Annotated in this window: 17 protein-coding genes; 5 read left to right on the top strand and 12 right to left on the bottom strand. The window is 41.9% G+C overall.

The features are described 5' to 3' along the window. Nucleotides 1–8: 8 nt before the first annotated feature. Together ptsP and rppH are read right to left on the bottom strand one after the other, a co-directional pair. Entirely contained in the window at nucleotides 9–2,246 is a 2,238-nt protein-coding gene (ptsP, locus tag I1A42_RS01250; protein ID WP_196122417.1) for a phosphoenolpyruvate--protein phosphotransferase, read from the bottom strand. 9 nt (nucleotides 2,247–2,255) lie between these two features. Next, a complete protein-coding gene (rppH, locus tag I1A42_RS01255) occupies nucleotides 2,256–2,774 on the bottom strand; it encodes an RNA pyrophosphohydrolase (protein WP_161157123.1) in 519 nt (172 codons plus the stop codon). A gap of 596 nt (nucleotides 2,775–3,370) precedes the next feature. Between rppH and mutH the strand changes: the two genes are divergently transcribed. Continuing rightward, a complete protein-coding gene (gene mutH, locus I1A42_RS01260; protein ID WP_161157124.1) occupies nucleotides 3,371–4,036 on the top strand; it encodes a DNA mismatch repair endonuclease MutH in 666 nt (221 codons plus the stop codon). A 12-nt stretch (nucleotides 4,037–4,048) separates the two neighbouring features. Here the strand turns inward: mutH and I1A42_RS01265 are convergent, their stop codons facing one another. Then, on the bottom strand, nucleotides 4,049–4,351 hold the full coding sequence (locus tag I1A42_RS01265) for a DUF6482 family protein (RefSeq protein WP_161157125.1): 303 nt from the start codon (nucleotides 4,349–4,351) through the stop codon (nucleotides 4,049–4,051). Between the two features lie 220 nt (nucleotides 4,352–4,571). Here I1A42_RS01265 and I1A42_RS01270 point away from each other — a divergent pair, with 220 nt between their 5' ends. Beyond that, nucleotides 4,572–5,606 carry an NADP(H)-dependent aldo-keto reductase gene (locus I1A42_RS01270; protein WP_161157126.1) on the top strand — a complete coding sequence of 345 codons (1,035 nt, stop codon included), beginning with the start codon at nucleotides 4,572–4,574 and terminating at the stop codon, nucleotides 5,604–5,606. A 387-nt stretch (nucleotides 5,607–5,993) separates the two neighbouring features. Here I1A42_RS01270 and I1A42_RS01275 read toward each other — a convergent pair whose 3' ends face one another. The 6 genes from I1A42_RS01275 to brnQ form a co-directional block, all read right to left on the bottom strand. Beyond that, nucleotides 5,994–6,248 (bottom strand): DUF1127 domain-containing protein, encoded by a 255-nt coding sequence (locus I1A42_RS01275; RefSeq protein WP_196122419.1) that lies wholly within the window; start codon nucleotides 6,246–6,248, stop codon nucleotides 5,994–5,996. Nucleotides 6,249–6,378: 130 nt separating this feature from the next. Next, the gene (locus tag I1A42_RS24960; RefSeq protein WP_268982040.1) at nucleotides 6,379–6,504 is read right to left on the bottom strand and encodes a hypothetical protein; all 126 of its coding nucleotides are present in this window, start codon (nucleotides 6,502–6,504) and stop codon (nucleotides 6,379–6,381) included. A 270-nt stretch (nucleotides 6,505–6,774) separates the two neighbouring features. Next, nucleotides 6,775–8,112 carry a cyclic-di-GMP-binding transcriptional regulator VpsR gene (gene vpsR / locus I1A42_RS01280; RefSeq protein WP_161157128.1) on the bottom strand — a complete coding sequence of 446 codons (1,338 nt, stop codon included), beginning with the start codon at nucleotides 8,110–8,112 and terminating at the stop codon, nucleotides 6,775–6,777. 299 nt (nucleotides 8,113–8,411) lie between these two features. Beyond that, the gene (gene lysS, locus I1A42_RS01285; protein WP_161157129.1) at nucleotides 8,412–9,944 is read right to left on the bottom strand and encodes a lysine--tRNA ligase; all 1,533 of its coding nucleotides are present in this window, start codon (nucleotides 9,942–9,944) and stop codon (nucleotides 8,412–8,414) included. A 34-nt stretch (nucleotides 9,945–9,978) separates the two neighbouring features. Further along, nucleotides 9,979–11,077, bottom strand: a protein-coding gene (gene prfB, locus I1A42_RS01290; protein ID WP_161157130.1) for a peptide chain release factor 2 whose coding sequence is annotated in 2 segments (ribosomal slippage) — nucleotides 9,979–11,001 and nucleotides 11,003–11,077 — 1,098 coding nt in all. Because the reading frame shifts where the segments join, the coding sequence is not laid out codon by codon here. A 290-nt stretch (nucleotides 11,078–11,367) separates the two neighbouring features. Then, entirely contained in the window at nucleotides 11,368–12,684 is a 1,317-nt protein-coding gene (brnQ, locus tag I1A42_RS01295; protein ID WP_196122421.1) for a branched-chain amino acid transport system II carrier protein, read from the bottom strand. Between the two features lie 322 nt (nucleotides 12,685–13,006). Here brnQ and I1A42_RS01300 point away from each other — a divergent pair, with 322 nt between their 5' ends. Further along, complete coding sequence (locus tag I1A42_RS01300; RefSeq protein WP_196122423.1) at nucleotides 13,007–13,720, top strand: tRNA1(Val) (adenine(37)-N6)-methyltransferase; 714 nt, start codon at nucleotides 13,007–13,009, stop codon at nucleotides 13,718–13,720. A gap of 86 nt (nucleotides 13,721–13,806) precedes the next feature. Further along, complete coding sequence (srmB, locus tag I1A42_RS01305; RefSeq protein WP_196122425.1) at nucleotides 13,807–15,033, top strand: ATP-dependent RNA helicase SrmB; 1,227 nt, start codon at nucleotides 13,807–13,809, stop codon at nucleotides 15,031–15,033. Between the two features lie 126 nt (nucleotides 15,034–15,159). Here the strand turns inward: srmB and prfC are convergent, their stop codons facing one another. Next, nucleotides 15,160–16,749, bottom strand: a complete 1,590-nt coding sequence (prfC, locus tag I1A42_RS01310) for a peptide chain release factor 3 (protein ID WP_196122427.1) — start codon at nucleotides 16,747–16,749, stop codon at nucleotides 15,160–15,162. Between the two features lie 202 nt (nucleotides 16,750–16,951). Between prfC and I1A42_RS01315 the strand changes: the two genes are divergently transcribed. Continuing rightward, nucleotides 16,952–19,012: a putative bifunctional diguanylate cyclase/phosphodiesterase gene (locus I1A42_RS01315; RefSeq protein ID WP_196122429.1), complete on the top strand. Its 2,061-nt coding sequence runs from the start codon at nucleotides 16,952–16,954 to the stop codon at nucleotides 19,010–19,012. On the opposite strand, the gene rimI is transcribed toward I1A42_RS01315, so the two are convergent. Then, complete coding sequence (gene rimI / locus I1A42_RS01320; RefSeq protein WP_161153900.1) at nucleotides 19,009–19,458, bottom strand: ribosomal protein S18-alanine N-acetyltransferase; 450 nt, start codon at nucleotides 19,456–19,458, stop codon at nucleotides 19,009–19,011. The two genes, I1A42_RS01315 and rimI, sit on opposite strands and share 4 nt — an antisense overlap. After that, complete coding sequence (locus tag I1A42_RS01325; RefSeq protein ID WP_161153899.1) at nucleotides 19,458–19,862, bottom strand: DNA polymerase III subunit psi; 405 nt, start codon at nucleotides 19,860–19,862, stop codon at nucleotides 19,458–19,460. Before I1A42_RS01325 ends, rimI begins: the two co-directional genes overlap by 1 nt. Between the last annotated feature and the right edge of the window lie 31 nt (nucleotides 19,863–19,893).

A 19,893-nucleotide genomic window follows, 5' to 3' on the forward strand; every position in this document is an offset into this window, starting at 1 on the left:
TATTCCTATTATTTACCTGCGCGCACAAAACCCGCAAAGCCTTTTTCTTCAAAGTACATTAACATCATATTATAAATGTCTTTTCCATATGATTGCATTAAGGCTTGCTCAGAGAGTTTCTTCAGATCATTCAGATCGGAATTACGCAGCAAATATTTAACGCGGGCCACATTCGACGTGTTCATACTCAATGACGTGAATCCCAGCCCAGTCAATAGTAATGAGCCCATTGGGTCTCCAGCTAACTCACCACATATACAAACTGGTAGCTGATACTGATCACAGGTCTTTTGAATTTGCTGCAAAACCATTAATACGGCTGGATGCATAGGATCATAGACATCAGCAACCCGCGTATTGTTCCGGTCGACGGCTAAAAGGTATTGTGTCAGGTCGTTAGTCCCCACAGACACAAAGTCGATCTTATTCGCAACATTAGGCAATAAATACAGCATAGAAGGCACTTCTAACATAATGCCAATTTTGGGCATGACAACGCGCTCATCAGCTTGTACGGCATCTTCGTATGCTTGATGTAATAAACCTAAAGCATCATCAAGCTCTTTGACGTTAGATATCATCGGTAACATGATGGAAAGATTTTGATGTTCCGCACTCGCTTTAAGCATAGAGCGCAGCTGAATTAGGAAAATATCAGGATGATCGAGTGTAAAACGGATCCCACGCCAACCAAGAAAAGGATTATCTTCTTCTATTGGTAAATACGGTAATGGTTTATCTCCGCCTACATCTAACGTACGCATAACGACGCGTTTTTTAGGATAAGACGCTAATACAGTTTGATAAAGCTGAATTTGTTCTTCTTCTGAAGGGAAACGATGCTGCATCAAGAAAGAAATTTCAGTTCGGTATAACCCGACCCCATCTACTCCCTGACTAATCGCAACATTGGATTCACCCGTTAACCCCGCATTGAGTAATAACTCGATACGCTGACCATCCTGGGTAATGCCGGGTTCAGAAACGGTCTTATTGACTATTTTCGCCAGTTCGCGTTCTTCATTCGCTAACGCTTTGTACTCACGTAATACTTGTCGATTAGGCGAAATAAATAACTTGCCACTGTAACCATCAACAATGCCACGCTTGCCGTTTAACTCTTTTAAATTAAGTTTAACTCCCACAATCGCAGGGACACCTAACGCCCGAGATAAAATCGCAGCATGTGAGTTTGCCGCACCTTCAAGCGAAACTACCGCGAGTAATTTATCTTTAGGTAAAGTAGCGAGCAGTGAAGCAGTTAGCTCACGTACCACTAAAATAATTGGCTTTTTAAGGTTTTGCTCTTGTTCAGAATTGTATAAAAAGTACAGTAAACGTTGACCTAATTCACGGATGTCTTGTGCTCTTTCACGCAAATATACATCGGACATTCGAGCAAAACGATTAGAATACGCTTCGACCACTTGGCGTAACGCCCAGTCAGCTCGATCGCCTTTTTGCACTTGCTCTTTAAGATCCTTACGCAACATAGGATCATTTAACAAGTGAGTAAATAAATCAAAAATCGCTAACGTTTCTTTGTGTATTTCACTATCCAACCGCTTACGCATTTTACGAAAATCCGCTAAAGCGTTTTCAATAGCTCGGTTAAGCCATTCCTGCTCACGACTAATATCAACGGTGGATGCAGGAAATACATCAGATAAAAGCGGTTGAGAGTCGTCCCACCAAAAATCGCCAATAGCCACGCCAGGTGAGGCAGGGATACCACTGACTGTTTTTTGTTTAGAGAGTAACCATTGGCCCTGAGTTTGAGCATGAGTCACGATAACAGCCAACTGAGCGGCTAATGTGACTAAGAAGGAAACTTCCATTTCACTAAACAAGCGTGGTTTCTTCTGTTGAACAACCAGAATCCCAAGAACTTGTTTACGATGAATGATAGGAGTGCCAAGGAAGGAGTTGTAAACTTCTTCTCCAAGCTCTTTGAAATATTTAAAGTTGGGATGTTTTGAGGCTTCCGCGACATTTAAAGGTTCAGCCGAGCGTTTTACTAACCCAACCAAACCTTCATCGAAGCCTATATGAATCTTATCACCTTGGAACTTTAGGCCTTGCGTCGCCATTAATTCCAAACGTTGCTGCTCTTCATTAGCTAAGTACACAGTGCAACAGTCAGTGCCCATTGCGGCACATGTCTGCTTAACAAATGTATCTAAAGCTAGGTGGACATCTTCAACTTTAGAAACCTGTTCAACTATATCCCTTAGCTGAGAAAGCATGCTGTTAGATTACCCTCTTCGGAATTTACGTTTACCTTTCACTTTACGTTCTTTGAAAGGCATCGCTATCGATACAAACTCTTTCATGGCACGACGATACACATCGCGCTTAAAAGAGACGACTTGCCTTACTGGATACCAGTAACTTACCCAGCGCCAACCATCAAATTCAGGGGTTGAACCGCTCTGCATGTTGATTTTTGATTCATCACATTCAAGACGCAGTAAAAACCATTTCTGTTTTTGTCCAATACAGACAGGTTGCGAATCCCATCGAACAAGGCGTTTGGGCAATTTATATCGCAACCAATGACGACTTGTCGCTATGATCTTCACATCTTTTTTCGTTAGACCGACTTCTTCATAAAGCTCACGAAACATCGCTTGCTCGGGAGTCTCACCATCGTCAATCCCCCCTTGAGGAAATTGCCACGAGTGCTGTCCATATCGTTTCGCCCAGAATACCTGACCATGGTTGTTACATATCACGATACCAACATTAAGTCGGTAACCATCGCCATCTATCACTGGCAAACCTCTAATAAATTTTAATTACAGTGATTTTTCCACATATCCCCAGCCGGAGCAAACTAACTCGTAAATTTCCGGCAATATTTATGGGCGACATGGCAAAAACTCCACATTTTCGCAGCGATTATTACTTATCAACAACGCAATGAGACCTAGACCACATTTATTCACGTTTTCTGTGAATAAGTGTGTGAAGAAGCCTGTTTTTCGATTGAAAAAACACCAATACGAACAAAAAAGATCCTATTCCAATATATAGAATAAATATAAATAATCATTAATAAACATAAAGTTAAAACAAAAATAAGGCATGATATATGTGCTCTTTTTTGTAAAGATCATTTCAATACAAAAATCGAACAAAGATCCATCAATATGCGGGTTATCCACATTTATAAAAAAGGGGCACCACAACGCTAGCAAATTTCAACTATTTTCGTCCGACTAAACCCCTGTTTATTCATACATGGAAAGAGTAATTAACCACATAACAGTGCCTAAGTTGTGGATAAGTTTTTTATTTAGGATCCTATTCACACCAACCAGCAATCGTGTACGATCCTCTCTAGACATTGTTAAACATTAATGAACAGATGAAACCAGAACCACAATCCGAACAAGAACTGATGGAAAGAGCTCGTGCGATTGCAGGAAGCTCCTTTGAACAGTTAGCTGAAGAAGCACAAATGACTGTCCCAAACGATCTACGTCGCGATAAAGGATGGGTAGGACAACTACTTGAGTGGCATTTAGGTGCGACAGCTGGCAGTAAACCAACCCAAGATTTCGCCGATCTAGGGATCGAACTGAAAAGTATTCCGATCAGTTATCACGGAACACCACTAGAAACCACTTTCGTCTGTGTAGCCCCTCTCACAGGTATTCACGGTTTAACGTGGGAAACAAGTCATGTCCGTAATAAGTTATCACGAGTATTGTGGGTCCCCGTCGAAGGAGAAAGAGAAATTCCATTAAATCAACGTCGTGTCGGAATGCCGCTTATATGGAGTCCTTCAGAACAAGAAGAAGCTCAATTGAAAGCCGATTGGGAAGAACTGATGGAATTCATTGTTCTTGGTCAGTACGATAAAGTTACCGCTCGGCATGGTGAAGTACTGCAGCTACGCCCTAAAGCGGCAAATGGTCGGGTACTCACCGAAGCCTATGGCTCAAACGGCAAGCCGATTCGCACCCTACCACGTGGCTTTTATTTACGTACTCAGTTCACGGCTAATATATTGCAAAATTACTACGCATAATCGTGAAAACAATTATGAGTACAATGGCAACGGAATATCACTGTATTTGTTATCTCCCGGTATACCACACTCCTCATACGGTGTAGACAAACGTAAGTAAGCACTTTTTAAACCAAACTTCATTAACTGTAATTTCGCTTCATCGAGTGATGAAAAGTGCAACGTTACATCACGATCTCTTAATGGTTCTAAATGATGTTTGTGTTCGACTAAAATACTGTACTGCCGAGCATCAGCGCACCCCATGATAAAAACTTTGGGTTGATCCTCATTCTGTTGATTGCGTAACCATTGATTAAATTGTGCCTTTTCCATTTCTTCGCTCCAACATAAACCAGTGTCGACACGTTTATACGTGCCAAAGATCGACTCTGGACACATTTCTGTTTTCTTTTTTTCTTGTTATTCGCTTATAGTGAGTACTACGCTGAGAAAGTAGTCGATATATCAAACGGCTAGAGAACAATACCAACAAACGGATACTCACTTTACGGTGAGCAACCGTTCGAATCTGTCCTTGTGACAAGGAAGTGCTATGCAATATACAAAACTGCCCAACTCAAGTTTAGAAATCAGCCCTATCTGTCTTGGCACCATGACTTTTGGTGAACAAAATAGTCAATCAGATGCTTTTCAACAACTGGACTACGCATTAGAACGTGGAATCAATTTTATCGATACAGCAGAAATGTACCCCGTACCGCCTAAAACAGAAACTCAAGGAAAAACAGAAGAGTACATCGGAAATTGGTTAGAAAAATCGGGAAAGCGTGAAAAAATTGTTCTCGCGACTAAAGTATCAGGCCCTAGTCGGGTCAATCATATCCGCGACAATATGGCACTTGATCATCGGAATATCCATCAAGCTATTGACGATAGCTTACGCCGCCTCAAAACGGATTATATCGATTTATATCAAGTTCACTGGCCACAACGTAATACGAATATGTTTGGTACTTTGAACTTCCCCGATCAAGAAGAACAAAGTTCAGTGAGCCTGATTGAAACATTAGAAGCACTGAATGATGTCGTTAAAATGGGGAAAGTTCGTTATATCGGTGTTTCTAATGAAACACCTTGGGGTTTGATGTCTTACCTTCGTCTTGCCGATAAACACGATTTACCAAAAGTTGTATCGATTCAAAATCCTTACAATTTATTAAATCGGACCTTTGAAGTGGGGCTTTCTGAAGTTTCTCATTATGAAGGCGTCAAGTTACTCGCCTACTCTCCAATGGCGTTTGGCATTTTAAGTGGTAAGTACCTTAATGGAGCACGGCCTAAAGGCGCTCGGTGTTCCCTATTCGAACGCTTCCAACGTTACTTCACACCACAAGGTATTAAAGCCACTGAAGCCTATGTCAATTTAGCCAACGAGTTTGGCCTTGATCCCGCTCAAATGGCACTAGCATTCGTGAATCAACGTCCATTTGTTGCCAGTAACATTATAGGTGCAACCACCATGGAACAATTGAAAGCAAATATCGATAGCTTAGATGTTACTTTGAGTAATGAGTTACTACAAAAAATCGATGAAATAGCAGCGGTTTATTCTAACCCTTGTCCATAGATATTTTATTTACCCATAAGTATACCCAAATGACCTCAAGATGCAGGATTCAGAGCTTCATCAACGAGCCTAGGTCAAGCCCAATCACGGTAGGAATGGCTATTCCCTTTCAACGTGATTGAGCGCAGAAATAGGTTTGTTGATGAGCTCCCGAAGGGCGAGTTTTATTCGCTCTTATGCTGTGTTACTGATTTTCAACGTAGAATGACTATGTCTTCAAATCAAAGCCTTGCCTAAGAGCGAATACATTCTCGCTGAAACAGCATCTTGAGGTTACTTGGGTATAAATGAATACACGATCAATCAAATAGGGCTAGCAAATGCTAGCCCTATTTCTATAACGCCAACCTCGATAATGATGTCATTCTCCTCGAGATTGGCTGACGATCACGTCGGTATTCGCGATGTTAAAACCCGACGGATATGACGAATACGACGTTCGGCTTTAACAGAGTCCGGAATACTGACTGTACCAATAGCTCGACCATCAGGTTCAAGACCAATATCGCGCAGTAAATGGGCATTATCCCATGGTACATCATAGGCACTACGACGAACTTGACGTCGCCATTGACGTTCTTCACGGCGTAGATCCGCGCGAACAAACAATACAGCAATTTTTAGATAGATTGATTGAGACATTATTGCTCTCCAGCATTTAATGGTTAAGGATGCTGGGGAAACAGGCGAAAGCCTAATAAAGGGAAAAGCTATAGATACAATAACCCCTTGTTCAGCTGCTTGTTTCCGCAGCCTAAAAAGAGGTTACGGACTAATCTTCGGCGTAGTTACCCTTATCCATCGCTAGCTTAGAAACTAACTGACAGGTAAGAACGTTCTTGGGTGAACGTTTAATTGCAGACGCATGCGGTTTGATTGCGGTAAATCGTTTCATCATGCGCCTCCTAGCGAAAATTAATCCAAAAATATTTAAATTCAGTGAGTTAAGCTCACGAATAAATAATAACCCACAACGATGATTATTCAACCGATAATCGTCAGTTATCCAAAAAACAACCAATCACTCCATGAATAATCAGAAAAAGCCCTTAATTCAGGGGATATGCAGAGCGTTTCACTAATAAATCAGTGCAATACTCTGCAAAAGATAAAATTAATATTGTTATATAACGTTAACTATTTATATTTTAGTGATATAAGTAATCAACTATGACGTGTAATGAGTATCAGATATTAATTTATGTTTATTTAATAGCCGATACATAGTGGCCCGAGATATTCCTAATTCTTTTGCGGCTAAAGAAACTTGTCCAGCGTTAGACTCCAGAACTAACAGTAATGCATCGCGTTCAGAGCGTTCACGAATGCTCTTCAAGCTACGCTTACCATCAATACGCTTGGGCAGATCTAAGTCATCTTCTTTAAGCATGACGCTATCAGACATCAACACAACACGCTTAATTTGATTCATCAATTCACGAACATTGCCAGGCCAGTAATAACGAGTTAAAGCTCTTAAGGCGTCCTCTGAGAAACTGCGAGCCTGTGCATTATATTCTTTAGAATAGATTTGTAAGAAATGCGTCGCTAATGGCGAAATATCAGCCGCTCGCTCTTTCAAACTAGGAACATTGATCCTCAGTACATTAATGTAATGATAGAGTTCATCATTAAAATCTCCATCAATTAATGCCTTTTCAATATCCGATGAGTTAGCCGCTAATACGCGGACATCGACTTCTTTAGAACCTTCCGGAGTTTCAATAATGCCTTCTTGCAGAAAACGTAATAAATTAATCTGCTGCTGTTTTGGTAAGGTCAAAATATCATTGAGTAGGATGGTGCCACCATCGGCTTGCAGTGGAAGGATGGTATTAGGATCTGCATTACCGATACCAAATAATTCACTTTCTAGGCGCTGCTCAGACATCGCTCGGCAATTCACCGAAATAAAGTTCTTTTGTGCTCGTGACGATGTTTTATGAATAGCTTTGGCAACCGTTTCTTTACCTGAGCCACTTTCGCCATAAATCAAAATACTCACATCGGTTGGACCAATCCGTTTGATTTGATCTCTTAAGCGTTTCACCGCTGTCGATTCACCCAATAGCCCCATATTGCCTATTGAGCCATAGCTCGGCCATACCTTCTTCTCTAATTTAAGCATTCCCAGTTGGTGACCAATAGTACTTAGCAGCTGAGCATCTGGAATAGGAGCGGTAAAAAAGTCGATACAGAAGTTAACGATAAATTGGCAGATAGTATCGGAACTCAATTGAGTTTCTCGAATGAAAGCGAGCCAACGCACTTGTTTGTGGCTACTCACCAGGTTTGCGATTCCGTTAAGACTAAACTCGTCTTGACTCAAATCAACAATCCCAATACACGGACCGGTTTCTGTAAAAAGCGTATCAGCCTTGCGCAGATCCGAACACAGCTTACAGCTCCATCCTGCTTGTTCAAGCACTGACAACCAAGGTTCGTATGTTCCCCCGACGAGAATTAATGAACCCGGTGCTGAATCCATCCGAAAGTTGTTCCCCATGAATCAGTTCCTTTTTTAAACTAAATGTTGCTATCTAACTTTTGGCATTTGTATTTAACGGTAAACCGTTACAATAACGAGACTTGAGACAGATATCTGTCTCACTTTTAAGACTAGTAGGCAATTACTGACTTTTCCACACAAAAACTAAGTTTTTCTAAATTTTCTGCATAGACAGATAGATAGCTAGATAAACTCCCATATATTTACCGATTATCATGCGAAAACAAAAAAACCGCCTTCTTGACAGAAGACGGTTATCAACGAGGTGTTTGCCTTATATTTTTAAAGGCTGGTGATTAGTGCTGCGGACGCATTGCTGGGAACAAAATCACATCACGGATAGTGTGTGAGTTAGTAAATAACATAGCTAGGCGGTCGATACCGATACCTTGACCCGCTGTTGGTGGAAGACCATGTTCTAACGCAGTAATATAGTCTGCATCGTAGTACATTGCTTCGTCATCACCCGCATCTTTCGCCGCAACTTGTGCTTTGAAACGAGAGTCTTGGTCTTCTGCATCGTTCAACTCAGAGAAACCATTTGCCACTTCACGGCCACCGATGAAGAATTCAAAACGGTCAGTGAAGAATGGGTTGTCATCACTACGACGAGCCAGTGGAGAAATGTCTGCTGGGTAGCCAGTGATGAAGGTTGGTTGAATCAGTTGAGGTTCCGCTGTTTCACCGAAGGTTTCTTCAAGAAGCTGACCACAAGTCCAGAATGATTCAACTTCAACACCCACAGATTTCGCTATACGAACCATTAGGTCACGATCTTGCACGCTATCTTCAGTCATTGCTTGAATTTCAGCGTGGTCTGGGTTGTATTTCTTGATAGCTTCTAGCATGGTCATACGTGCGTATTGACCGCCGAACTCAACCATTTCGTCACCGTAAGGTACCGCAGTTGCACCTAGCACTTCCATTGCCACTGAGCTTAGCATTTCTTCTGTCAGATCCATCAGATCTTTGTAGTCAGAGTAAGCTTGGTAGAATTCCATCATGGTGAATTCTGGATTGTGACGAACAGAAAGACCTTCGTTACGGAAGTTACGGTTGATTTCGAATACGCGATCAAAACCCCCCACTACCAAACGTTTTAGGTAAAGTTCAGGGGCAACACGTAGGTACATGTCGATATCCAATGCATTGTGGTGAGTCACGAATGGACGTGCAGTTGCACCGCCAGGAATCACGTGCATCATTGGCGTTTCAACTTCTAGGTAGCCTTTGGTTGTCATGAATTGACGAATTGCAGCCACCAATTTAGAACGAACGATAAACGCATTACGAGAATCTTCGTTCACGATTAGGTCAACGTAACGCTGACGGTAGCGCATTTCTTGGTCGGTTAGGCCGTGGAATTTTTCTGGGAGCGGACGAAGTGCTTTCGTTAGCAATTCATACTCTTCCATGTTCACGTAAAGATCGCCTTTACCTGATTTATGAAGCGCACCTTTCACACCGATGATGTCACCGATATCTAAACCTTGGTATTTCGCTTTAAGCTCTTTTTGCACATCTTTAGCCGCGTATGCTTGGATACGGCCAGACGTTTCTTGAAGCACGATGAATGGACCACGCTTTGCCATAACACGGCCAGCAACTGCAACGATGTGGTTTAATTCTTCTAGCTCTTCCTTGGTCTTTTCACCGAACTCTTTCTGAAGATCACCCGCTAGACTGTCGCGACGAAAGTCATTTGGGTGACCATTCGCCTTTGAGTCTTTACGGATGTGCTCCAGCTTGCTACGACGTTCTGCAATTAGTTTGTTTTCTTCTTGCGCGATTTGAGCTTGGCTCTTTTCGTTGTGAACAGCATCAGTCATTTTGCATGTATCCTGTTATTTGTCGGTAAAAAGCTTAAAGGCCAGATTTAAGGCTAGCTTCTATAAATTTGTCTAAATCACCGTCGAGAACCGCTTGAGTATTACGGTTTTCAACACCTGTGCGTAGATCTTTGATTCGGGAGTCATCTAGTACGTATGAACGAATTTGGCTACCCCAACCGATGTCTGATTTCGCATCTTCATTTGCTTGTTTTTCAGCATTTTGCTTCTGTAATTCATACTCAAACAATTTTGCACGAAGTTGTTTCATCGCCTGATCTTTGTTCTTATGCTGGGAACGATCGTTCTGACATTGAACAACAATATTGGTCGGTAAGTGGGTAATACGTACCGCAGACTCAGTGGTGTTAACGTGCTGACCACCGGCACCAGAAGCGCGATATACGTCAATACGCAAATCTGCCGGGTTAATATCAATATGAATGTTGTCATCAACCTCAGGATAAACAAACGCAGAAGCAAACGAAGTGTGGCGACGACCGCCTGAATCAAATGGCGATTTACGAACTAGGCGATGAACGCCAGTTTCGGTACGTAACCAACCATAAGCATACTCACCAGATACTCGGATTGTTGCAGATTTTAATCCTGCGACTTCCCCTTCAGAAACTTCGATAACTTCTGTCTTGAAACCTTTCGCTTCAGCCCAACGCAAATACATTCGAAGCAACATTGATGTCCAATCTTGCGCCTCTGTACCACCGGAGCCTGCTTGAAGATCCACATAACAATCAGAAGAATCATGATCACCAGCGAACATACGACGGAATTCAAGCTGTGCGAGTTTATTTTCCAACTCTTCTAATTCAGGGCCAATCTCATCGAAAGTTTCTTGATCTTCCGCTTCAACAGCTAATTCAAGTAAACCATCAACATCATCAACCCCTTGATCTAAAAGATTAATGGTTTCAACGACAGCTTCAAGTGCAGAACGTTCTTTACCTAACGCTTGTGCGCGATCAGGCTCATTCCACACATCTGGTTGTTCTAATTCTGCATTGACTTCTTCAAGACGCTCTTTTTTCGCGTCATAGTCAAAGATACCCCCTCAGGACATTAGTGCGATCTTGCACATCCTGAAGACGATGTTTAATTGGATTGATTTCAAACATATTTTCTTAATATTTATGAATAGAATTTAACCGCAGAATTCTACTGAAAAACAACCTTAAGATACAGGAAAAAATCGAGGAATTCGCCCTTTCCACCTAAGTTAGCGCCACTTTTCATTGTTTTATAAACCGTTATCCCCAAGTCTCCTCAAGATACAGCTTCTGCGACAATGAATAAGCTCTTAGGCAAGACACTGATTTGAAGATAAAGTCATTCTACGCTGAAAATAAAAAAGGCAGTGATGTCACCATCACTGCCTTTAGATTAATCAATGTTGTGTCGTCAGAAATTACGCGATTTCTTGACTCACTTTCTCTGATTTTTCTTCAGGGCTTAAAAACATAGCCACCACTAAAGCCGCCGCAGTGGGTAGCACCCATCCCATACCGTCTTGGAACAATGGAAGGAAGTTAAATACAGAAACATTTACACCAATCTGTTTAGCAGCATCAACCAAAGCAAATAGCAGTGAAACCAGCAGGACTACACGATACGCCAGTGTTGGATTTGGTAAGAATTTGCGAACAAAAGCCAGCACGACAAGCGCAATCGCTACAGGGTAAAGAGCAAACAACACTGGAACAGATAGTGAAATCAGCTGATTTAAACCAACATTAGCAACAACGGCACAAACAATACCGATAATTACGACCCATTGACGATAGCTGATTGGTGTAATTCCACTAAAGTAATCAGATACAGAAGAAAGAAGACCGATAGCCGTAGTCAAACAAGCCAATGCCACGATAATAGATAGAACGATTTGACCGTAACTGCCAAACAGCGCTTGGATATAGATACTTAAAATCTCACCGCCGTTAGCTGAATGAGCTGCGATACTGCCACTCGTCGCACCAAGGTAAAACAAAGAAATATAAACAAATGCCAGCCCCGCAGCAGCGATGACTGCAGCACTGATTAAATATTTTGTCGTGGCTTTAGCATCTGTGATGCCTTTTCCTTTTAAACCTTCTACCACCAAGATACCGAACATCAAAGACGCAAAGGTATCCATCGTGTTATAGCCTTCAAAAAAACCAGTGGTAAATGGCGCAGTCGCATAAGCCTTTTGTGCCGCCATAATATCCCCTTGAGGAGCCACAAATACGGCGATAGCTAAAATTGCTAAGCATAAAAACAGCACAGGCGTCAGAATCTTACCAATCATGTCGATCAATTTGCCTTGCGACCAAGAGAAGAACATAGCGATAGCAAAGAAAACCACGGAGAAGATGGCCAGCGACACTTTATCAGGATTACTTAGTAATGGTTTAACTGCCATTTCATACGCAACCAGCCCTGTACGCGGAGCGGCAAACGCAGGACCAATAATAATAAAGATCAGTGACGCCATTAATGTCGATACTTTAACTGGTAGATCTTTCGTTAGATGTTCCCAGCTACCACCAGCAATAGCCACGGCGATAATACCAGAGAGAGGAAGACCAACAGCAGTCAAAAGGAAGCCACCCATTGATGGCAAAAGGTTGTGACCGGCTAATTGTCCAGCCATTGGTGGAAATATAATATTGCCTGCACCCAAAAAGAATGCAAAAAGCATAAAACCAATAGCAATAATATCTGTTAATTTTAAACGCTGATTCACAGATAATCCTTAGTAAATTTTTGTTAGATGTTGTGTGCAACACAGTGAATAATTTGTGATTTACATCACTTATATGAAGGACAGAATAATGAACAAATTGATAATTTTTAGCAACCCCAAAGAAAAAATCGCTAGATTAATTTACATTTTTAGCTAAAAGCCAGTTTATATATCTAAATAATTGGGTTATATGCAGAATAAAATTCTGGTTAATTTTAATATAAAAACACACCCAAATAGAATTAATTACCATATTATTCATACAGTTTAGATACATTGACTTAAAAATAATGCAAACACGATATTTCACTACTTAGCGAACATGAACAAAAAAGACTTTAGATTCAAACAATTTACCGTAAGTGACTTTGAACAGATTGGAATGCCAGTCAGTACCGATGGCGTTTTGATTGGCTCATGGGCCTTTCAATCAGCTCCCGACTCCCTGTTAGATATAGGCACAGGGTCAGGACTGTTAGCTCTTATGTGCGCGCAGCGTTTTAATCTAACTGAGATTACAGCCATCGACATTGAACCGGCCGCCAACCATACAGCACTGAAAAATTTTATCGCTAGCCCATGGAACAAAAGGCTTAAAGCAGTATTAGGTAATATTTTAGATATGGATTTTCAAATTCAATTCGATGCTATTATTTGTAATCCACCCTATTTTACTTCGGGAGAACAAGCGCATAATAAGCAGCGTGCAACGGCCAGACATACAAACACGCTAGACCACAATGAGCTCATTGCGACTCTGGATCGATTAACCGCTCCTAATGCGAAAGCGGCTTTCATTCTTCCCAAAGTAGAAGGCGAAGTGTTTATTAACTTAGCGAAACATCATGGTTGGCAAGTAAGTCGACTCTGCTCAGTGAAACCATCGGAAAAAAAACCTGTTCACCGACTAATGTTTGAATTGATTCAAACAAAAAATGAGATTATTCCCCAATTAGAATCACTTATTATTCATGAACAACAAGGCTATAGCGCCGAATTTATCGCTCTTACTCATGAGTTTTATCTTAAGATGTAGAAATTAAGATGTGATCTCAACAAGATCCCTCTATAATGTGCGACCTATTTTTAGACTGAGCAATCCATACCTGTGGAGACAACACTGTGATCAAAACCTTTGCTGACCTAGACCTGGATCCAAATATTATCGAGGCCATTGAAGAAATGGGCTTTTCTCGCCCAACTCAAATTCAGGCAGAAGCGATCCCTCAAGCCCTAGATGGTAGAGATGTTTTGGCATCCGCTCCTACAGGAACGGGTAAAACCGCTGCGTTTGCTATTCCGGCACTGCAATACTTGCAAGACTTTCCGCGCAAGAAAGCGGGTCCTGCACGTATTCTGATTTTGACTCCAACTCGCGAACTTGCGATGCAGGTAGCCGATCAAATTCGTGCGTTGGGTAAAAACTCACGTTTGAATGTCATTACCATCACAGGTGGTGTCCAATACCAAGAACACGCTGACATCCTCGCACAAACACAAGATATCGTTGTGGCAACTCCAGGTCGTCTTTTGGAATACATCGATGCAGAGCGTTTCGACTGCCGTGCCATCGAATGGCTAATTCTTGATGAAGCTGACCGTATGCTAGACATGGGCTTTGGTCCTGTTGTTGACCGTCTATCTTCCGAATGTCGCTGGCGTAAACAAACGCTACTTTTCTCAGCAACATTAGAAGGCAAAGGGGTTGAAGGCTTCACTGCCGATCTACTGAAAAACCCTGTTGATATCGATGCAGAACCATCACGTCGTGAACGCAAAAAGATCTCACAATGGTATCACCGCGCAGACACCCTAGAGCACAAAAATGCCCTACTGAAAAAGATCCTGACCGAGCAATCGGAAAAAGCGATCGTCTTCGTGAAAACGCGTGAACGTTTAGCCGAATTACGTTCTGAACTGGAACGTTCGCAGATCCCTTGTTCTTGGATTCAAGGTGAAATGCCACAAGATCGCCGTAACAACGCTATCAGCCGTTTCCGCAGTGGTGAGATCAATGTGTTGTTGGCAACCGACGTTGCTGCTCGTGGTATCGATATTCCTGACGTTAGCCACGTGATCAACTACGACATGCCGCGTACTGCTGATGTGTATTTGCACCGTATCGGTCGCACTGCTCGTGCAGGTAAGAAGGGTTCTGCGATTTCTATTGTAGAAGCACACGATCAGCCAATGATTGATCGCGTTAGCCGCTATATTGAGGAAGAGATCAAAGAGCGCTACATCAAAGACATGCGTCCGCAACACAAAAAACCAGTGTTCAAAAAGAAAAAGAAAAAAGACACGGATAAAAAGAAAAGCGCGAAAAAGAACGTGAAGAAGAAAAAGTAATGCTTACTTCGCAGCGCGTTGTTGCTCACTGAACAAAACGTGCTGAAAGAGATAAAAAAACCGCTGCCAGAGCAGCGGTTTTTCTTTATTTATTGTTCAGACTTGAACAGCATTACTAAATAGAAATTAGTGCTCACGAGTTGCGCGGAAATCCACTTCAGGGAAACGCTCTTTCGCTAAGTTCAAGTTCACCATAGTCGGCGCGATATAAGTCAAGTTATCACCACCATCAAGAGCTAGGTGAGTTTGGTTCTTACGTTGGAACTCATCGAATTTCTTCTCATCTTCACACTCAACCCAACGTGCAGTTGCAACGTTGACGCTTTCGTAAATTGCTTCGACGTTGTATTCGGATTTCAGACGAGCCACTACCACATCAAACTGTAGCACACCAACTGCACCAACAATCAAATCGTTGTTTTGTAATGGACGGAATACCTGCACCGCACCTTCTTCAGAAAGCTGTACCAACCCTTTCAGCAATTGTTTTTGCTTCAATGGATCACGCAGACGAATACGACGGAACAATTCTGGCGCGAAGTTAGGAATACCAGCAAACTTCAAGTTTTCGCCTTGTGTAAACGTGTCACCAATTTGAATCGTACCGTGGTTATGCAAACCGATAATGTCACCTGCAAACGCTTCTTCAGCACGTGCACGGTCCCCCGCCATAAAGGTAACCGCATCCGAGATACTTACCGTTTTACCAGTACGAACATGGTTCATCTTCATACCTTGCTTGTAAGTACCTGATACCAAACGCATAAATGCGATACGGTCACGGTGTTTAGGATCCATGTTCGCTTGGATTTTGAATACAAAACCAGAGAAGTTTTCTTCTGTCGCTTCAACGACACGTTCATTGGCATTACGAGCTTTTGGCATTGGAGCCCACTCGGTCAAACCATCAAGCATATGGTCTACACCGAAGTTACCTAATGCAGTACCAAAGAATACTGGCGTTAATTCACCGCTTAAAAATAGGTCTTCATCGAACTCATTTGATGCACCAATCACAAGCTCAAGTTCATCACGTAGTTGTGCCGCTAGGTCGCTACCTACTTCAGTATCAAGTTCTGGGTTATCCAGACCTTTCACTATGCGCACTTCTTGAATCGTGTGACCTTGGCCCGTTGAGTACAGAATCGTTTCGTCACGGTGAATGTGGTACACACCTTTAAACTCTTTACCACAGCCAATTGGCCAAGTGATTGGAGCACAAAGGATGTTCAATTCATTTTCTACTTCATCCATCAATTCCATTGGGTCACGGATATCGCGGTCCAATTTGTTCATGAATGTGATGATCGGTGTATCACGTAAGCGTGTTACTTCCATCAATTTACGGGTACGGTCTTCGACACCTTTTGCCGCATCGATAACCATTAGACATGAATCCACAGCGGTTAGAGTACGATAAGTATCTTCAGAGAAGTCTTCGTGTCCGGGAGTGTCCAATAGGTTAACCAGCGCATCACCGTATGGGAACTGCATTACCGATGTGGTAACAGAGATACCACGTTCTTTTTCCATCTCCATCCAGTCAGATTTAGCGTGATGGCTCGAACCACGCCCCTTTACCGAACCCGCAGTTTGAATAGCGTGTCCGAATAACAGGACTTTTTCAGTGATAGTGGTCTTACCCGCATCCGGGTGAGAAATAATGGCGAAAGTACGACGTTTACCGACTTCGCTGACAAATGGACTATTTGACATGAGAGAATAATCTTCTTTTTTAACCAGACAGAACGCCCAAACAGCGCTCTTGGCTATTCGGTTCAAATTTGGGCAGTATTCTCGCCTATAATCACGTTTGGGGCAACTTAAAGCCCAAAATGTATGTAAACAGCAAGGAAACCCTTTCTTAACAGAGATTTTGAGCTATACCTGTTAAATGTCATAACAACAATCTTTGCATATGGTGCACATCAAACCGACTCATTCGCTCGCCTTTAAACAAGCTTTAACCGTGTTCATCGTCTCCATGCTTTTGGGGATGGCTTTCAGTATCAATTACACACTTGTTGATCTTCACCGCGAGCAAAACAGAGTTGAAGAACATTATCGGTTTAAGCTTATGCAAAGTTATACTGACGCGAGTCAGGCAGCTTATCGACTCAACCCAATTCTGGCAGAGCAAGTTGCAAATAGTTTAATGAATGATCCGGCCATTGTGCACGTGCAAATACTTGATGATTTTAACGATGTATTAATCCAACGCCAAAGAAAAACAGCCGATGATAACCGTTTTATTCGCTTAGTCTCTTCATATATAGAACCGCCCAAAGAAACATACCAAACGTCACTGCATCAGCCTAACTCAGAGAAAATTGTCGGCTCGCTACTATTCTCAATTAATGTTTATTCGATCGCCCAACAATTTGTTCAAAAACATGTACATATTATTTTGTTAGATTTTTTGCGTACCTGTTTACTGACCACAATCTTGCTTACTTTTTTTTATTACAAACTCTCGCTACCCATTATTCGCTTAATTCGTTGGGTACGTTCATTACAAGAAAAACAGCACGCTTCGCCAGAATCCCAATTTAAACGTAACAATGAGTTAAGAGAGCTGGCGACCACATTTCACCGATTATGGCTTGAAAGAGAAGAAGCAGAAACTCAACTCAACCGTCTCGCTTTTTATGACACATTAACAGGGCTGAGTAACCGCAGTATGTTAATGACTCGTCTCAGCACTTATATCGAACAGGCATCACGAGACAATCAAGAAGGCGCTTTGCTTTATCTCGATCTAGATCGTTTTAAAACCATTAATGACTCGCTCGGTCACACGATTGGCGATGAACTACTCATTGCTGTTGCGAAACGAATTGAACAGTGGGCCGATTATAACTATTTAATTGCGCGTATCGGTGGCGATGAATTTGCGATAATTCTGCCACTCACGACTCATCTTGATTTGGAAAAAACGGCACAATCGCTGATTGACGAACTATCCGCTCCCTATACTATCGATACTCACCAGCTTTACTGTACCGTCAGTGTAGGAATCGCGACCTATCCATCTGACAATAATGTAAATATAGACATTTTACGCCAAGCCGATACTGCGCTTTACCGATCCAAAGTCAGTGGGGGCAACAGCTACAAACGCTATCAGTCGGAAATGCAATCCCAAGTTAATGCGTTCTTAGATTTAGAAAAAGGTTTGCACCAAGCATTAGCAAACCAAGAGCTAGAACTGTATTACCAGCCCCAAGTAAACGAACGGTTCGAAATTGTTGGTGCAGAAGCATTGATCCGCTGGAATCACCCAACAAGAGGTCTACTACCGCCAGGTGTATTTATGTCGATTGCAGAAGAAACCGGACAAATCATTCCAATTGGTCGTTGGATTCTAGAAACGGCATGTCGTAAATTGGCTCAATGGAAAAAAGACAATCGATTACCCGTCACCTTTCGCCGCTTAGCTATCAATATCAGTCCAATGCAATTTGCTCAAGATAACTTCATTGAACAAGTCACCCAAATTATTGATGAAGTAGGAATATCAGGCAAAAATATCGAGCTAGAAATCACCGAAAACCTGTTATTAGAAAACATGGAAAGTGCCGTTAAAAAAATGGCCAAATTGAAAGAATTCGATATTCATTTATCGATTGATGATTTTGGTACCGGTTATTCCTCATTACGCTATTTAAAACACCTTGATGTCGATATTTTAAAAATAGACCGCTCTTTCGTGACCAAGTTGCATCAAAACGATAACGATAAGGCGATTGTCGACACAATATTGATGATTGCTAAGCGCTTAAATCTCGGTGTCATCGCAGAAGGTGTGGAAGATAGTTTAGAGTTAAACGTTCTTAAAGACATGGGATGTAAACAATTTCAAGGGTATCTGTTTGATAAACCGTTGACAGAAGAACAGTTACTCAATCGTTTTGCTTACAGCCCTTACACTATCGATGGTTTACAGGAACTCGATACTCACGCATCACGCAATATCTAATCCGCCAGATAGTAACTCATGATGACAGCATCTTCACGTCCACCAGCGACCGGATAATAATGAGGACGAGTGTCTACATCACTAAACCCAAGTTTATGGTACAACTTGATCGCGCGATAGTTGCTCTCTCTCACCTCTAACCAAATACTTTCTGCTTGCTGTGATTGACAATAAGCACAGAAAAACTCGGCTAATTGAAAGCCTAACCTTTGACCTTGATATTCGGGAGATACGGCAATGTTTAGTAGAGATACCTCTCCAACAACATTTTGGGCATAGAAATACCCGACAACTTGGCCATCCAGTAACATCACATGATGGCATTGAAAGCGATTACCTAAATCATAAATAGACTTTTTTGCCCATGGGTGCGTATGCGCCAATTTTTCAATGTGCCAGACGGATGATAAATGTCGCTCAGAAAGAGGTTCAAACGTAACTGCCATTATGCATCCTTCTGTGCAAGTATCTGCTGCCAAAGTTCGCGTCGGTGTTGATTATTGCCCTCAATATCGGCTAAACGAGGAGAAACCAACTGCTTAGGTACTGTATTAGTGACTTCATCACACCCTGCAAACCAAATCCAGTCAAGGCCTTGCACATTTATCTGGTTAAGCTGATGAGGATAGATAAAACAAGCCTGTTCTATATTAAGGTGGAAACTTTTGAGTACTTTCTCGAATAATGTTTTTTCTGCAAATGAGGGCTCGATTGGGCTGACTAATAGCAGAACACATTCTTGCGGCAATGCAATTAATTGAGGTTCATAACCTTGTAAGCGTTCAGGATGGGTAAGTTCCCAGCTTTGAATGCCCATTTCCTGCAAATAAGAGACAAACGAGTTTGGCATGGTAAGAGTTCATTATTGATAACGCGAACAT

Origin of the sequence: Vibrio nitrifigilis, assembly GCF_015686695.1 — a bacterium.
Classification (GTDB): Bacteria; Pseudomonadota; Gammaproteobacteria; order Enterobacterales; family Vibrionaceae; genus Vibrio; species Vibrio nitrifigilis.

Coding starts and splice junctions, on each gene's coding strand:
- I1A42_RS01275 (WP_196122419.1), bottom strand. CDS start 6,248: ATGTCTCAATCAATCTATCTAAAAATTGCTGTATTGTTTGTTCGCGCG.
- I1A42_RS01270 (WP_161157126.1), top strand. CDS start 4,572: ATGCAATATACAAAACTGCCCAACTCAAGTTTAGAAATCAGCCCTATC.
- rimI (WP_161153900.1), bottom strand. CDS start 19,458: ATGGCAGTTACGTTTGAACCTCTTTCTGAGCGACATTTATCATCCGTC.
- prfC (WP_196122427.1), bottom strand. CDS start 16,749: ATGTCAAATAGTCCATTTGTCAGCGAAGTCGGTAAACGTCGTACTTTC.
- I1A42_RS01325 (WP_161153899.1), bottom strand. CDS start 19,862: ATGCCAAACTCGTTTGTCTCTTATTTGCAGGAAATGGGCATTCAAAGC.
- vpsR (WP_161157128.1), bottom strand. CDS start 8,112: ATGGGGAACAACTTTCGGATGGATTCAGCACCGGGTTCATTAATTCTC.
- mutH (WP_161157124.1), top strand. CDS start 3,371: ATGAAACCAGAACCACAATCCGAACAAGAACTGATGGAAAGAGCTCGT.
- ptsP (WP_196122417.1), bottom strand. CDS start 2,246: ATGCTTTCTCAGCTAAGGGATATAGTTGAACAGGTTTCTAAAGTTGAA.
- I1A42_RS01300 (WP_196122423.1), top strand. CDS start 13,007: ATGAACAAAAAAGACTTTAGATTCAAACAATTTACCGTAAGTGACTTT.
- I1A42_RS01315 (WP_196122429.1), top strand. CDS start 16,952: ATGGTGCACATCAAACCGACTCATTCGCTCGCCTTTAAACAAGCTTTA.
- lysS (WP_161157129.1), bottom strand. CDS start 9,944: ATGACTGATGCTGTTCACAACGAAAAGAGCCAAGCTCAAATCGCGCAA.
- I1A42_RS01265 (WP_161157125.1), bottom strand. CDS start 4,351: ATGGAAAAGGCACAATTTAATCAATGGTTACGCAATCAACAGAATGAG.
- I1A42_RS24960 (WP_268982040.1), bottom strand. CDS start 6,504: ATGATGAAACGATTTACCGCAATCAAACCGCATGCGTCTGCAATTAAA.